The organism is Pseudonocardia sp. OZ21, assembly GCF_059359135.1.
The window spans coordinates 25,181-38,597 of sequence record NZ_JCADBN010000006.1; the positions used below are offsets into that span (position 1 = coordinate 25,181).

14 protein-coding genes are annotated in these 13,417 nt (G+C 72.9%); 3 read left to right on the forward strand and 11 right to left on the reverse strand.

What is annotated here, in order from left to right:
• Positions 1 to 44 precede the first annotated feature (44 nt).
• Positions 45 to 380: a WhiB family transcriptional regulator gene (locus AC5L35_RS15955; protein ID WP_495060430.1), complete on the forward strand. Its 336-nt coding sequence runs from the start codon at positions 45 to 47 to the stop codon at positions 378 to 380.
• A 63-nt stretch (positions 381 to 443) separates the two neighbouring features.
• Here the strand turns inward: AC5L35_RS15955 and groL are convergent, their stop codons facing one another.
• Together groL and groES are read right to left on the reverse strand one after the other, a co-directional pair.
• Complete coding sequence (gene groL / locus AC5L35_RS15960; RefSeq protein WP_495060431.1) at positions 444 to 2,066, reverse strand: chaperonin GroEL; 1,623 nt, start codon at positions 2,064 to 2,066, stop codon at positions 444 to 446.
• 95 nt (positions 2,067 to 2,161) lie between these two features.
• Entirely contained in the window at positions 2,162 to 2,452 is a 291-nt protein-coding gene (gene groES / locus AC5L35_RS15965; protein ID WP_010225616.1) for a co-chaperone GroES, read from the reverse strand.
• Between the two features lie 376 nt (positions 2,453 to 2,828).
• Between groES and AC5L35_RS15970 the strand changes: the two genes are divergently transcribed.
• On the forward strand, positions 2,829 to 4,436 hold the full coding sequence (locus tag AC5L35_RS15970) for an alkaline phosphatase D family protein (RefSeq protein ID WP_495060432.1): 1,608 nt from the start codon (positions 2,829 to 2,831) through the stop codon (positions 4,434 to 4,436).
• 69 nt (positions 4,437 to 4,505) lie between these two features.
• Positions 4,506 to 5,438 (forward strand): aldo/keto reductase, encoded by a 933-nt coding sequence (locus tag AC5L35_RS15975; RefSeq protein ID WP_495060433.1) that lies wholly within the window; start codon positions 4,506 to 4,508, stop codon positions 5,436 to 5,438.
• A 50-nt stretch (positions 5,439 to 5,488) separates the two neighbouring features.
• On the opposite strand, the gene AC5L35_RS15980 is transcribed toward AC5L35_RS15975, so the two are convergent.
• From AC5L35_RS15980 to AC5L35_RS16020, 9 genes are all read right to left on the reverse strand, one after another.
• On the reverse strand, positions 5,489 to 6,055 hold the full coding sequence (locus tag AC5L35_RS15980; RefSeq protein ID WP_495060434.1) for a hypothetical protein: 567 nt from the start codon (positions 6,053 to 6,055) through the stop codon (positions 5,489 to 5,491).
• Between the two features lie 200 nt (positions 6,056 to 6,255).
• On the reverse strand, positions 6,256 to 7,293 hold the full coding sequence (gene tsaD / locus AC5L35_RS15985; protein ID WP_495060435.1) for a tRNA (adenosine(37)-N6)-threonylcarbamoyltransferase complex transferase subunit TsaD: 1,038 nt from the start codon (positions 7,291 to 7,293) through the stop codon (positions 6,256 to 6,258).
• Positions 7,290 to 7,754, reverse strand: a complete 465-nt coding sequence (rimI, locus tag AC5L35_RS15990; RefSeq protein WP_495060436.1) for a ribosomal protein S18-alanine N-acetyltransferase — start codon at positions 7,752 to 7,754, stop codon at positions 7,290 to 7,292. The genes tsaD and rimI overlap by 4 nt, the downstream gene beginning before the upstream one ends.
• On the reverse strand, positions 7,751 to 8,446 hold the full coding sequence (tsaB, locus tag AC5L35_RS15995) for a tRNA (adenosine(37)-N6)-threonylcarbamoyltransferase complex dimerization subunit type 1 TsaB (protein ID WP_495060437.1): 696 nt from the start codon (positions 8,444 to 8,446) through the stop codon (positions 7,751 to 7,753). The genes rimI and tsaB overlap by 4 nt, the downstream gene beginning before the upstream one ends.
• 47 nt (positions 8,447 to 8,493) lie before the next feature.
• Entirely contained in the window at positions 8,494 to 8,835 is a 342-nt protein-coding gene (locus AC5L35_RS16000) for an HAD family hydrolase (protein ID WP_495060438.1), read from the reverse strand.
• A 168-nt stretch (positions 8,836 to 9,003) separates the two neighbouring features.
• A complete protein-coding gene (gene tsaE, locus AC5L35_RS16005; RefSeq protein WP_495060439.1) occupies positions 9,004 to 9,465 on the reverse strand; it encodes a tRNA (adenosine(37)-N6)-threonylcarbamoyltransferase complex ATPase subunit type 1 TsaE in 462 nt (153 codons plus the stop codon).
• Positions 9,462 to 10,568, reverse strand: a complete 1,107-nt coding sequence (locus tag AC5L35_RS16010; RefSeq protein WP_495060717.1) for an alpha/beta fold hydrolase — start codon at positions 10,566 to 10,568, stop codon at positions 9,462 to 9,464. Before AC5L35_RS16010 ends, tsaE begins: the two co-directional genes overlap by 4 nt.
• Positions 10,565 to 11,719: an alanine racemase gene (gene alr, locus AC5L35_RS16015; protein WP_495060440.1), complete on the reverse strand. Its 1,155-nt coding sequence runs from the start codon at positions 11,717 to 11,719 to the stop codon at positions 10,565 to 10,567. The genes AC5L35_RS16010 and alr overlap by 4 nt, the downstream gene beginning before the upstream one ends.
• A gap of 96 nt (positions 11,720 to 11,815) precedes the next feature.
• Positions 11,816 to 13,258: an NAD(P)H-hydrate dehydratase gene (locus tag AC5L35_RS16020; protein ID WP_495060441.1), complete on the reverse strand. Its 1,443-nt coding sequence runs from the start codon at positions 13,256 to 13,258 to the stop codon at positions 11,816 to 11,818.
• Positions 13,259 to 13,417 lie beyond the last annotated feature (159 nt).

Genomic DNA, 13,417 nt, shown 5'->3' on the forward strand with positions numbered 1-13,417 from the left:
CGACTTTCGTCGATGAGGGCGTCGGAACAGGCGAGGTGAGGCACGTGGCGGACACCCGAAGGCTTCCGCTGCCGGTCACGGAAATCTGGGACTGGCAGATGCACGGAGCCTGCCGCGGGATGGACAGTGCGTTCTTCTTCCATCCCGAGGGTGAGCGCGGACCGGCTCGCGCCAACCGCGAGGCACGGGCGAAGGGCGTCTGCCGTGGGTGCCCCGTCCTCGAGCAGTGCCGGCTGCACGCGCTCTCGGCCCAGGAGCCCTACGGCGTGTGGGGCGGCCTGTCGGAGTCCGAGCGCGACCAGATCATCCGCGGCCACGACCGGACGCTGCGGATGGCCGGTGGCCGGAGGCAACGGCCGCAGGTGCGCAACACGCACTGATGCGGAACGACGAACGGCGGGCCGCCCTGGGGGTCGGCCCGCCGTTCGTGTGTGGCTGTTCGATCAGTGCCCGTGGCCGTGGCCGTGGCCACCCGCAGCGGCCGGCTCGGCCTGCTCCGGCTTGTCGACGACCGCGCTCTCGGTGGTGAGCACCATCCGTGCGATCGACGCGGCGTTGACCACCGCGGAACGGGTGACCTTGACCGGGTCGACGACCCCGTCGGCCATCAGGTCGCCGTAGGTCAGGGTGGCGGCGTTGAAGCCCTGGCCCCACTCCAGGTCGGCAACCTTGCCGACCACCACAGCGCCCTCGAGACCGCCGTTGGCGGCGATCCAGAACAGCGGAGCCCGCAGCGCGCTGCGCACGACCGCGACACCGGTGGCCTCGTCGCCGGTCAGCCCGAGGTTGCCCTCGAGCGCGACGGCGGCGTGCACCAGCGCGGAGCCTCCGCCCGGCACGATGCCCTCCTCGACCGCGGCCCGGGTGGCGGACACCGCGTCCTCGATGCGGTGCTTGCGCTCCTTGAGGGCGGTCTCGGTGGCTGCGCCGACCTTGATGACGGCGACGCCGCCGGACAGCTTGGCCAGCCGCTCCTGCAGCTTCTCCCGGTCCCAGTCCGAGTCGGAGGACTCGATCTCGGCCTTGATCTGCGCGACCCTGCCGTCGATGGCGTCCTTGGTGCCGCCGCCCTCGACGAGGGTGGTGGCGTCCTTCGTGATGACGACGCGGCGCACCGTGCCCAGCAGGTCCAGCCCGGCCTCGGACAGCTTGAGCCCGACCTCCGGGTTGATGACGGTGCCGCCGGTGGCGATGGCCAGGTCGTCCATGAAGGCCTTGCGGCGGTCACCGAAGAACGGCGACTTGACCGCGGCGACCTTGATGGTCTTGCGGATCGAGTTCACGACCAGCGTGGAGAGCGCCTCACCCTCGAGGTCCTCTGCCACGATCAGCAGCGGCTTGCCGTCGGCCAGCACCTTCTCCAGCAGCGGGAGCAGGTCGGCGATGGCGCTGATCTTGTCGCGGTGCAGCAGGACGTAGGCGTCCTCCAGCGCGGCTTCCATCGACTCGGCGTCGGTGACGAAGTACGGCGAGAGGTAGCCCTTGTCGAACTGCAGGCCCTCGGTGATCTCCAGCTCGGTGGCGAGCGTGGAGCCCTCCTCGATGGTGATCACACCGTCCTTGCCGACGGTCTTGAGCGCCTCGCTGATGAGGTTGCCGATCTCGGCCTCGCGGGAGGCGATCGTGCCGACCTGAGCGATGTGCTCCTTGTCGTCGACCGGGATGGCCTTCTTCGCGAGCAGCTCGCAGACCGCGTCCGCCGCCTTGGAGATGCCCACGCCGAGTGCGGTGGGGTTGGCGCCGGCCGCGACGTTGCGCAGGCCTGCGGCCACCATCGCCTGGGCGAGCACGGTGGCGGTGGTGGTGCCGTCACCGGCGACGTCGTTCGTCTTGGTGGCGACGGACTTCGCCAGCTGGGCCCCGAGGTTCTCGAACGGGTCCTCGAGGTCGATCTCGCGCGCGATGGTGACACCGTCGTTGGTGACGGTCGGCCCACCGAACTTCTTGTCCAGCACAACGTGGCGGCCGCGCGGGCCGAGGGTCACCTTGACCGCGTCGGCCAGCTGGTTCACCCCGCGCTCCAGCGCGCGGCGCGCCGTCTCGTCAAAGGTGATCTGCTTCGGCATGTCCTGCCTCTCTTGATTCTCCGGGGAAAACACACCGCCCCGGTGGCCCGCTCGGTCGAGGGACCACCGGGGCGGCGGCTACAGAACTGCCTGCGTCAGTTGACGACCGCGAGGACGTCGCGCGCGGAGAGGATGAGGTACTCCTCGCCGTTGTACTTGACCTCGGTGCCGCCGTACTTCGAGTAGATGACGACGTCGCCGACGGCCACGTCGAGCGGGACGCGGTTGCCGTTGTCGTCGACCCGGCCCGGGCCGACCGCAAGGACCTTGCCCTCCTGGGGCTTCTCCTTGGCGGTGTCCGGGATGACGATGCCGGAAGCGGTGGTGGTCTCCGCCTCGCTGGCCTGGACGACGATCTTGTCCTCGAGCGGCTTGATGTTTGCCACGCCGATGACCTCCCCTTCCTGGGGTACGTGCCTTCGCCTACATGTTCAGGGATGACAGCCATCGGACGCCCCGTCGTCGCGGGTGCCGGAACATCCTGGCCGTGCCGTTGGCACTCTACCCATGAGAGTGCCAACGCCTCAACGCCGGTGGCCGCTATGACCCGAAGCGGTACCGATGCCGACTTCTGCCGGACAACCCCGGTATCGCCGCTGGTCACGAGCGAGGCCCGCTGCGCGGGTGCCGGGGACGCACAAGCAGGCCCGAGCAGGGCAGACCTCACGAAGATCGTCAGACCGTCGGAAACCTCGCCTACCGTTCACCGGCCGGTGCCCGCGGCGCCACTCGCCGCACGGGAGGGTGATCAACCCTGAGCCCGTGACCACAGACGCTCCTCCCACCACCTCGACGCACAGCAGGCGCCGCGTGCTACGGGCCGGCCTGACCGCCTCCGCCGTCCTCGCCGTTCCCGGCACCGTGCTCACCGGGCTCGCAGGCGCCGCGTCCGCCGCACCCACCGCCCCTCCCGGCAACCCCTTCACCCTCGGCGTCGCGTCCGGGGAGCCCGCACCGGACGGGATGGTGCTGTGGACGCGACTCGCCACCGACCCGCTCGCCGAGGACGGCCTGGGCGGCATGGGCGGGCGGAACACCGAGGTGGAGTGGGAGCTGGCCACCGACGAGGCGTTCCGGAAGATCGTCCGCAGGGGCAAGGAGACCACCGGCCCCGAGCTGGGGCACAGCGTGCACGTCGAGCTGGCCGGGCTGAACGCGGGACGGGAGTACTTCTACCGGTTCCGTGCCGGGAAGGAGCTCTCCCCCGCAGGCCGCACGCGCACCGCGCCGCCCGCGTCGGCGATGCAGCCGCTCAGCATGTGCTTCACGTCGTGCTCCCAGTACGAGCACGGCTTCTTCACCGCCTACGCCCGGCTCGCCGAGGAGGAGCCGGATCTCGTCCTGCACCTCGGCGACTACCAGTACGAGTACGCCGCGGGCGACTACGTGGCCCCCGGCGGCAACCCGCGCAACCACGTCGGCCCGGAGACCGAGACCCTCGGCAACTACCGGCAGCGCTACGCGCAGTACAAGACCGACCCCGACCTCCAGGCCGCCCACGCCGTCGCGCCGTGGCTCGTCGTCTTCGACGACCACGAGGTCGACAACAACTGGGCCGACGAGGTGCCCGAGCACCCGGAGACCCCGCAGCCGAACTTCCTCGCCCGGCGGGAGGCGGCACTGCGCGCCTACTGGGAGAACATGCCGCTGCGCCGGGCCCAGCGGCCCAAGGGCATCGACATGCGGCTCTACCGCACGGTGTCGTGGGGCCGGATGGCCAACTTCCACATGCTCGACACCCGCCAGTACCGCGGCGACCAGCCGTGCGACGACAAGTTCAACAGCGACTGCACCGGGCGCACCGACCCGGCGCGCTCGCTGCCGGGCTCGACGCAGGAGAAGTGGATCGCCGAGGAGTTCCGGCGCTCCCAGGCCCGCTGGGACGTGCTCGGCCAGCAGGTGTTCTTCTCGCAGGTCGACTTCACCCCCGGTGCCGGACGCGGCTTCAACCCCGACGCCTGGGACGGCTACCCCGGATCCCGGGACCGCGTGGTGGACGCCTGGACCGCCTCCAAGGCGCGCAACCTGCTGGTGCTGACCGGCGACGTGCACGCGCACTGGGCCGCCGACATCAAGCAGCGCTTCGACGACCCGGCGGCTCCGGTCATCGGTTCCGAGCTGGTGTCCAGCTCGATCACCTCCGGCGGCGACGGCTCGGAGACGCGCCCCGACACCGCTTCGACGCTGGCGGACAACCCGCACATCCGCTTCTACAACAACCGGCGCGGCTACGTGCGCACGAAGTTCACGCCCACCGAGGTGACCGCCGACTTCCGCGTGGTGCCCTTCGTGCAGCGGCCGGGAGCACCCGTCGAGAACCGGGGCACCTTCGTCGTGCAGGACCGGAAACCGGGCCTGAGCCTGGCCTGACCCTGGCCTGGTGCGGCGTGCGCGGACACGAGAGCCCACTCGTGTCCGCGCACGTCGTAGGGTTTTAGCATGCCTAAGATCGGTTCGAGCGACCTCGACGTGTCCCGGCTATGCCTGGGCGGCAATGTGTTCGGCTGGACAGCGGATCGGGACGCCTCGTTCGCCGTCCTCGACGCGTACGTGGCGGCCGGAGGGAACTTCGTCGACACGTCCGACTCCTACATGTGGCGGGCGCCGGGCAACTCCGGCGGCGAGTCGGAGACGATCATCGGCGAGTGGATGGCGGCGCGCGGGAACCGCGACGCGATGGTGATCGCCACCAAGGTCGGCTCGTGGCCGCAGCGGCCGGGGCTGTCGCGCGCCAACATCACCGCCGCGGTGGAGGACTCCCTGCGGAGGCTGCAGACCGACCGGATCGACCTCTACTACTCCCACCGCGACGACCCGGACACCGCGCAGGAGGAGACCCTCGACGCGTACGACGGGCTGGTGCGGGCGGGCAAGGTCCGCGCGATCGGGGCGTCCAACTTCACGGCGGACCGGCTGCGCTCGGCGCTGGAGATCTCCGCCCGCGACGGGCTCACGCCGTACGTGGCGCTGCAGCCGCACTACAACCTGCTGGAGCGCGCCGAGTTCGAAACGGCGCTCGCCCCGCTGCTCGCCGAGCAGGGCCTGGCCTGCCTGCCGTACTTCGGGCTGGCGAAGGGCTTCCTGACCGGCAAGTACCGGGCGGACACGGAGGTCGAGAGCGTGCGCGCCGAGGGGGCGCGGGAGTACCTGAACGACCGCGGGCTGCGGGTGCTGACGGTGCTCGACGAGATCGCCGCAGGCCACGAGGTGCCCGTCGCCGCCGTCTCGCTGGCCTGGCTGGCCGACCAGCCCACGGTGGCCGCCCCCATCGCCAGTGCACGCACCACGGAGCAGCTGGCCGACCTGCTCCCGATGCTGGAGCTGCAGCTCACCGACGACGAGCTGCGGCTGCTGCGGCACGTCAGCGAATGACGCACTGGTGAGGTTCGTGGTCGGCAGCGCCGCCGGCCACGAACCCGCCGTCAGGCCCCCGGCACCGAGCCGGCGAGCGGCGCGAGCCTGCCGAGGCGGGGTCGGATCACGGCGTCCACGCTCCAGGTGGCACCGGCCGCCGCATAGAACAGCGCGAGAGCGGCGAACACGTAGCCGATCGACGGGCCGAGGTCCGTCTGGCCGGTCATGTACGGGATGTGCATGTGCTCGGCGGAGGTCCAGATACCGATGGACCAGATCGCGGTGGCGATGAAGGCGAGGTTGGAGAAGACCCCCAGGATCAGGGCCACCGCGAGCATGGACTCGACGATGGCGGTGATCAGCGCGAACGTCCCGGGGCTTGCTCCCGCGACGTCGTGCCAGAGCTGGATCCAGCCGTGCAGCATCGGCGTCGGAACCTTGGTCGGATCGAGCTCCTTGCCCAGCGTCTGGCCGTGGATCCACCCGGGAAGCCACTTGAATATCGCGTCGATCGCCCACAGCACGCCGAAGATGATTCGCACCACCGCGGCACCATGCAGCCGGCGCAGTGACCATCCCGCCGGAATGTAGGAGTTGGTTCCGCGCATGTTGTCGGCATTCAGGACAGCACTCACATCTTACCTTCCGGAAGATTGGTTGAGCATTGAATCACCAACGGTAGCTGGGCGAACCGATGCGTCAAGCCGATGCGACCCACGTCGCCCGGGAGGGGATGTGACCTATCGGTCAGGAAAACAACAGCCTGATTTCGAACCGATCCGGGTTTACCGCAAAAGGTGCGAACCGACCCGGGAACACCCTCATGATGGGGAGATCAGACCAGAACTTCGGTGATCGGCAGCGACGAGTCGGCCGGCAGTTCCGGCGACGACGGCGTCGCGCCCGACGCCACCAGGTGGGCCCCCAACGCGGCCACCATCGCGCCGTTGTCGGTGCACAGCCCCGGCCGCGGGACGCGTAACAGGACACCCGCCGCGGCACAGCGCTCCTGCGCCATCTCCCGCAGCCGTGAGTTGGCCGCGACGCCGCCGCCGAGCAGCAGCGTGTCCATCCCCCGCTCGCGGGCGGCACGCACGGCCTTCGCCGTGAGCACGTCGACCACGGCCTCCTGGAAGCTCGCCGCGACATCGGCAACCGGCACGGTGGTACCGGCCCGTTCCAGCGCCTCGACGTGCCGCGCCACCGACGTCTTCAGGCCGGAGAAGGAGAAGTCGAACGGTGCGTCGCGCGGGCCGGTGAGGCCCCGCGGGAACGCCACCGCCGCACGGTCGCCGTCCCGTGCCACGCGATCGATGTGGGGCCCACCGGGAAACGGCAGCCCGAGGAGCCGCGCGACCTTGTCGAACGCCTCGCCCGCCGCGTCGTCGATGGTGGCGCCGAGCGGCGTGACGGGCCCTGCGATGTCGGGGACGTCGAGGAGGCTGGAGTGGCCCCCGGACACCAGGAGCGCCAGGCACGGCGGCAGCGGACCGTGCTGCAGCGTGTCCACGGCCACGTGCGCGGCGAGGTGGTTCACCCCGTACAGCGGGACGTCCCATGCCGCGGCGTAGGCCTTGGCCGCCGCCACCCCCACGAGCAGGGCACCGGTGAGCCCCGGGCCCGCCGTGACCGCCACGGCGTCCACGTCGCGGCCGGTGACCCCGGCGGTGGCGAGCGCGCGGTGCACGGCGGGAACCATCGCCTGCAGGTGCGCCCGCGACGCGACCTCCGGCACCACCCCGCCGAACCGGGCGTGCTCGTCGACGCTGGACGCCACCTCGTTGGCCAGCAACGTGACGGCCCCGCCGGGCTCGGCGCGCACGACCCCCACGCCGGTCTCGTCGCAGGAGGTCTCGATCCCGAGGACGATCATCGTGTCGGCTCCCGCCGCATCGTGTGGGCGTCGGCGCCGCTGGGTCGGTAGTACCGCCTGCGCAGGCCGACCACGGCGAAGCCCTCGGCCTCGTACATCAGCCGGGCGGCGTCGTTGTCGGTGCGCACCTCGAGGAACACCGTGGCGTGCTCGGCGTCCGCCACCGCGAGGAGGCCGCGCAGCAACTCCCGCCCGATCCCGCGCCGCCGGTGCGCGGGATCCACCCCGATCGTGTGGATCTCCGCCTCGGCGTGCGGCGGACCTGCCACGAACGCGATCCCGGCGTAGCCCACCAGCTCGTCGCCGACCCGCGCGGCGAGGTAGTGGTGGCCGGCGCGCAACTCGTCACGGAACGCCCGCGCGCTCCACGGGTCGTCGCCGGGGAACAGCATCTTCTCCAGCTCGGCGCAGCGTTCCACGTCGGACTCGCGCAGCGCGTCGATCGGCACGGTGGCGGTCATCCGGCGCTCACCCGCTTGCGCGCACCGGGCTCCACGGCGTCGGGACGGCGCAGGTACAGCGGCTCCAGGGGGCCGGGCCGCACGCCGGACCGCAACGCGACGGCGGCCACCGCGACGAGCCCGGCGGGCGACGGCGACGCCGGTTCCCGCTCGGGCAGTCCCACCGCGGCGGCCGAGCCCCCGGCAGCGGCGACGGCCCCCAGTTCGGCCACGCGGGCAGCCGGCGTGGCGGGAGCCCCGACGTGCGGGCCGTCGACCCGCCGGGGCGCCCCGTCGTGCAGAGCGCCGTCGTAGAGCGCCCAGTAGACCTCCCGCCGCCGGGCGTCGGTGGCGACGAGCAGCCGGCCCGGGGCGGTCGGAGCGGCGGCGAGGGAGTCCGCCGCGATCGCGTCCAACGAGCAGACGCCGTGGACCGGGACGTCGAGGGCGTCACCGAGCGCCGCGGCGGTCACCATTCCGACCCGCAGGCCGGTGAACGGTCCGGGGCCGGTGCCGGTGACCACGGCGTCGACATCGCGTAATGCCACCCCCGCGTCGGCACACGCGGCCAGCACACCGGGCATGAGGAGCTCGGCGTGCTTGCGGGCATCGAGGGTGACCCGCACGGACCGCTCGACGGGGCCTGCGTCGGTCAGTTCGACGACGCCCGCCGTGACGGCGGGCGTGGCGGTGTCCAGGGCGAGCACGAGCACGTCACGAGCCTACGAGCGTGCAGCGGCGGGCGGAGGGACGGGGCCGCTCACCAGCCGGCGAGCAGCTCCGGCAGGTCGCCGAGGCCCTGGATCACCGCGTCGGGCCGCACGTCGACCGGTACCTGCTGCACCGCGGGAATCTCCGAGTGCGGGACGAACACCGCGCGCATGCCCACGCCCTTGGCGCCGCTGATGTCGTCGTAGGGCCGGTCGCCGACGTACACGCAGCGGCTCGGGTCGGTGACGCCCACCGCGGCCATCGCGGCCCGGAAGGCCGTGGGGTGCGGCTTGGTCCAGGGCAGCTCGCTGGTCCAGACACAGGGGTCGGCCCCGGCCGCGGCGTCGGCGAGCACGTGGGCGAGGGTGAAGGCGCGGTGCTCGTCCCGCACGGTCCTCCAGCGCGCGTCGTCGGGCAACCAGTAGCGCGGCCGCGAGCACCTCGGCGGTGCCGGGGTCGTCGGCGTGCAGGACGTCGGCGAGGCGCCGCCAGCCGGCGAGGTGGTCGACCGTCGTCCACGGGGTGAGCGTGCCGCCCCAGTCGAAGATCACCGCCTCGATCACGGGCGCTCCTCCACGCGGTGGACGCTCGCCACCCGCACGTCGTCGGGGCGGCGGGTGAGGCGCACGAGCAGGTGCCGCGCGGAGAGCCGCTCGGCCACCCCCTCGCCCCACTCGACGGCCACCACGGCGTCGGCGAGGTCGGTGTCGAGGTCGAGGTCGTCCAGCTCCGCGGCGCCACCGAGCCGGTAGGCGTCGACGTGGACGAGCGGCACGCCCGCCCCGCCGGGGAGCGGGCGGTGCTCCCTGGCGATCACGAAGGTCGGTGACGTGACCGGTCCGGCCACCCCGAGCCCCCGTGCCAGACCGCGCACGAAGACGGTCTTGCCCGCCCCCAGCGGCCCCGACAGCACCACCAGGTCGCCAGGGCCGAGCCCGGCGCCCAGCCGCTCGCCGAGCGCTTCGGTGTCGGAGGCCTCCGGCAGCTCCAGCTCGACGTCGAGCTCGATCGGGGGGGTCACGCGCGCCGTCGCAGCCCGTTCGGGGCGCTCCGGGCGACGCTGCGGCGCAGCAGGTCCGCCAGCGCCTCGTCCATGCGCACGGGCTGCTCCAGCATCGGCAGGTGGCCCGCACCCTCGAAGCGCACGAGCGTGGCATCCGGCAGTTCCGCCGCGATCACGTCGCTGTGCGAGACGGGGATGACGCGGTCGGCGTCACCTGCCGCGACGAGCACCTCACAGGTTGCAAGAGCCGGGAGCGCGGCGATCCGGTCGTGGCTGCCGACCGTGTCGACGAAGTCGGTCAGCGCATCGACGGCGTTCGTGCTGATCATCGTGTCGACGAGGTCGACCAGCCACGGCTCGACGTTGCGGTCGCCGTAGGCGAGGCTTCGCGTGATCGCCCAGATCACCTCCCCCGCCACCTTCCGCACGCCCTCCACGAGCTTCGGCTGAAGCCGCGCGAGCAGCCCGACGCCACGCGTGAGGGGGTTGTGCCGGGACAGCAGGGCGCCGTGGAGCCCAGTACTGCCCACCTCGCCGGCTGACGTCGAGACCAACGCGACGCCGGCCACCCGTTCGGCGAACAGCGCTGGGTGCTGCTCCGCCAGCGCCATGATCGTCATGCCGCCCATCGAGTGCCCCACCAGCACGAGAGGGCCCTCGGGCGCGAGCGCCCTGATCACCGCGTCGAGGTCGTGGCCGAGCTGCTCGATCGTGCAGCTCTCCTTGGGGGCACGCTCGGAGCGACCGTGGCTGCGCTGGTCGTAGAGCACGACCCGGATGACCGGATCGTTGAGCGCGGGTAGGGACCGCCGCTGGAAGTGCCAGGTGCGGCGGTCGAGCGCGAACCCGTGCACGAGCACGACGGTGAGCGCGGCGTTCCCGCCCGGTGCCTCGATCTCCTCGCACGACAGCCGGACCCCGTCGTCCGCCGTGACCGAGGACGACTCGCTCACCGGCGTCGGGCCCGGCTCAGGGGGGCCTTCAGTGAGCTGCGTGGCCAGGCGGCGCCGCTCGGCCGCGATCTGCGAGCGCTTGCGGACGGCCACCCCGACCGCGACACCGGTGGCCGCGGCGGCCCCCGCGGCCCCGGCGACCGCACCCCAGATCTGCCCCCGGTTCACCACGAGGACCCGCCTCCGACCACGGTGCGGACGACGCGGCGCCCGCGCACGCCCGTGACGACCTCGTAGTGGATGGTGCCGAGCTCGTCCGCCCAGTCCTGGGCGGTCGGCTCGCCGTGGTCACCGGGACCGAACAGCACTGCGAGCTCCCCTTCCTGGACCGGGTCGTCGCCGCAGTCCACCACCACCTGATCCATGCTGACCCGCCCGACGACGGGCCGCACCACGCCACCGAGCAGCACCCGCATCCGCCCGTTGAAGCCGAGCCTGCGCGGCACCCCGTCGGCGTACCCGATCGGGAGGAGCGCGAGCGTGGTCTCGCACGGCGTGGTCCACTCGTGCCCGTACGAGACGCCCTCCCCGGCCGGCACGCGCTTCACCAGCGCCACCCGGCACCGGAGCGTCATCGCGGGCCGCAGGGGGCTCTCCGCAGACGGCCGGTCCATCGGGTCGAGCCCGTAGACGGCGACGCCGGGGCGCACGAGGTCGAAGTGCACGTCGGGGCGGCTGAGCGTGGCCGCGGAGTTGGCGAGGTGGCGGATCGGGTTCAGGCCGCGGTCGACCGCCTCCTGCCAGGCCACGGTGAGCCGGGCCGCCTGCCGGTCGATCGTGGGGTGGTGCGGCACATCCGCGTACGCGAGGTGTGACCACACCGCGACGACCTCCGCCTGCCCGTCGGCCGCCGCCTTCGTGGCGTCGTCGAGCAGGTCGGGCCACTCCGCGGGCTGCGCGCCACCGCGGCTGAGCCCCGTGTCGACCTTGAGGTGCAGCCGGGCAGGCCGTCCCGCCCGGCGCGCGGCCGCGAGCACCGCGGCGAGATGGCCCCGGGACGACACCGACAGGTCGACGTCCGCCGCCACCGCGTCGGTGAAGTCGTCGTCGGGAAGGTGCAGCCAGGACAGCACCGGAGCGGTGATGCCGGCCTGCCGCAGCTCCATGGCCTCCTCGAGCGTGCACACCCCTAGCCAGGCGGCACCCGCCTCCAGGGCGGCGCGCCCGACCGGCACCGCGCCGTGGCCGTACCCGTCGGCCTTGACCACGGCCATCACACCGGCGCCCGGGGCACTGGCCCTCAGAACCTCGACGTTGTGCCGTACCGCGTCCAGATCGACGACGGCCTCGGCACGCGCTCCACCCGGCGGATCAACCACGCCCGCATCATCTCATCCACACTCGTCCCATCGTGGACAGAGCGACCGGCGGCGCCCACCTCGGGCGTCACCGCTGCGAAATCGGGACCGCGCCGCTCACACCCCTCGGACCGACCGGATCGCCGATGGGATCGCGGCCTGCAGCCGCGACGCGGGCGCAGGCGCGCCCTGCGCGGCCAGGTCGGACGCGAGCGCATGCACGTGGGCCGCACACCCGGCCGCCCACCACGGCTCGAACCCGGCGGCCAGCAGCGACCCGATGATCCCGGTGAGAACGTCACCGGACCCGGCGGTGGCCGCCCAGGAGGACGTGGACGGGTGCACGAGGGCACGCCCGTCCGGATCGGCGACGACCGTGGCGTTGCCCTTGAGCAGCACCGTGACACCCAACTCGGCCGCGGCCCGGCGCGCGGCGGCGATCCGGTCACTGCCGACCTCGCCCGCGACACGTGCGAACTCCCGGTCGTGCGGTGTGACCACCACCGGCCTGCCCCGCAGCGCGGCCCGCAGGTCGGCGTGCTCGGCGAGCAGCGAGATCCCGTCGGCGTCCACACAGAGCGGCACCTCACGGGCGATGGCCTCCGCCAGCACGGCCCGGCCGGCGTCGTCGACACCGATGCCGGGACCGACCGACCAGGCCTGCGTCTTACCGGCGTCCGTGATCGAGTCGGCGGCGACCACCTCCGGCCAGTGGTCCCGGACACCGGCCGCGGCGCTGCCGGCGAACCGGACCATGCCGCTGGTCGCGAGCGTCGCGGCACCGGCGGCCAGCACGGCGGCTCCCGGGTACGTCGCCGAGCCCGCGGCGATGCCCACCACCCCCTGCGTGTACTTGTCGTCCCCCGGCCCCGGCACCGGCCAGCGCCCACCCACGTCGGCCACGTCGAGCACCACGGCGTGCGGATCGGGCAGCAACGGCCCGAGCCCGATGTCGACCAGGTGGACCTCGCCGCACCGGTGCGCCGCGAGCACGTGCACGGGCTTGAGCGCGCCGAACGTGACGGTCGCGGCCGCGGTGACGGCGGGACCGTCGACGGCCCCCGTGTCGGGGTCGACCCCGCTGGGCAGGTCGACGGCGAGCACGGGCACCCCGGCGTGGTCCACCGCGGCCACCAGACGGGCCGCGGGTTCACGCAGGGCACCGTGCCCGGAGATGCCGACGATGCCGTCGATCACCAGGTCGGCCCCCAACGCCGCCACCAGCCCCGCGTCCGCGTCCACGAAACGGCCACCCGCGCGACCCAGCGCGGCGAGCCCCGCCGGGTGCGCACGCGCCGCGTCCAGCAGCACCGCCGTGACGCCGACCCCGCGCCTGCGCAGCTCCACCCCGGCCCACAACGCATCCCCGCCGTTGTTGCCCGCCCCGACGAGCAGCACCGCCCGCCGCCCGGCCACCTGCCGCCCGTCACCCGCGAGCATCCGGCGCGCGTGCACCGCGAGCCCGAACGCGGCGCGGCGCATCAGCGCGCCGTCGGGAGTGCGGTCCAGCAGCACAGCTTCGGTGTCACGCACCTGCTGGGCCGTCCAGACGCCCCTCATCGACCGTCCCTCGCTGCCATCGTCGGAGCGTAGGGCGCCGGGAGCGCCCACCGCCGGACGACCCGCGGCCGACGGCACCCGTGCCGGCGGTTCTCGTCGCCCCGACATGATCGGCGACCGCGAGGCGTCTGCCCCGCGTTGCGTTCGCTCGCCCGGCGC

Coding starts and splice junctions, on each gene's coding strand:
- AC5L35_RS16020 (WP_495060441.1), bottom strand. CDS start 13,258: ATGAGGGGCGTCTGGACGGCCCAGCAGGTGCGTGACACCGAAGCTGTG.
- rimI (WP_495060436.1), bottom strand. CDS start 7,754: ATGACCGCCACCGTGCCGATCGACGCGCTGCGCGAGTCCGACGTGGAA.
- groL (WP_495060431.1), bottom strand. CDS start 2,066: ATGCCGAAGCAGATCACCTTTGACGAGACGGCGCGCCGCGCGCTGGAG.
- AC5L35_RS15975 (WP_495060433.1), top strand. CDS start 4,506: ATGCCTAAGATCGGTTCGAGCGACCTCGACGTGTCCCGGCTATGCCTG.
- tsaD (WP_495060435.1), bottom strand. CDS start 7,293: ATGATCGTCCTCGGGATCGAGACCTCCTGCGACGAGACCGGCGTGGGG.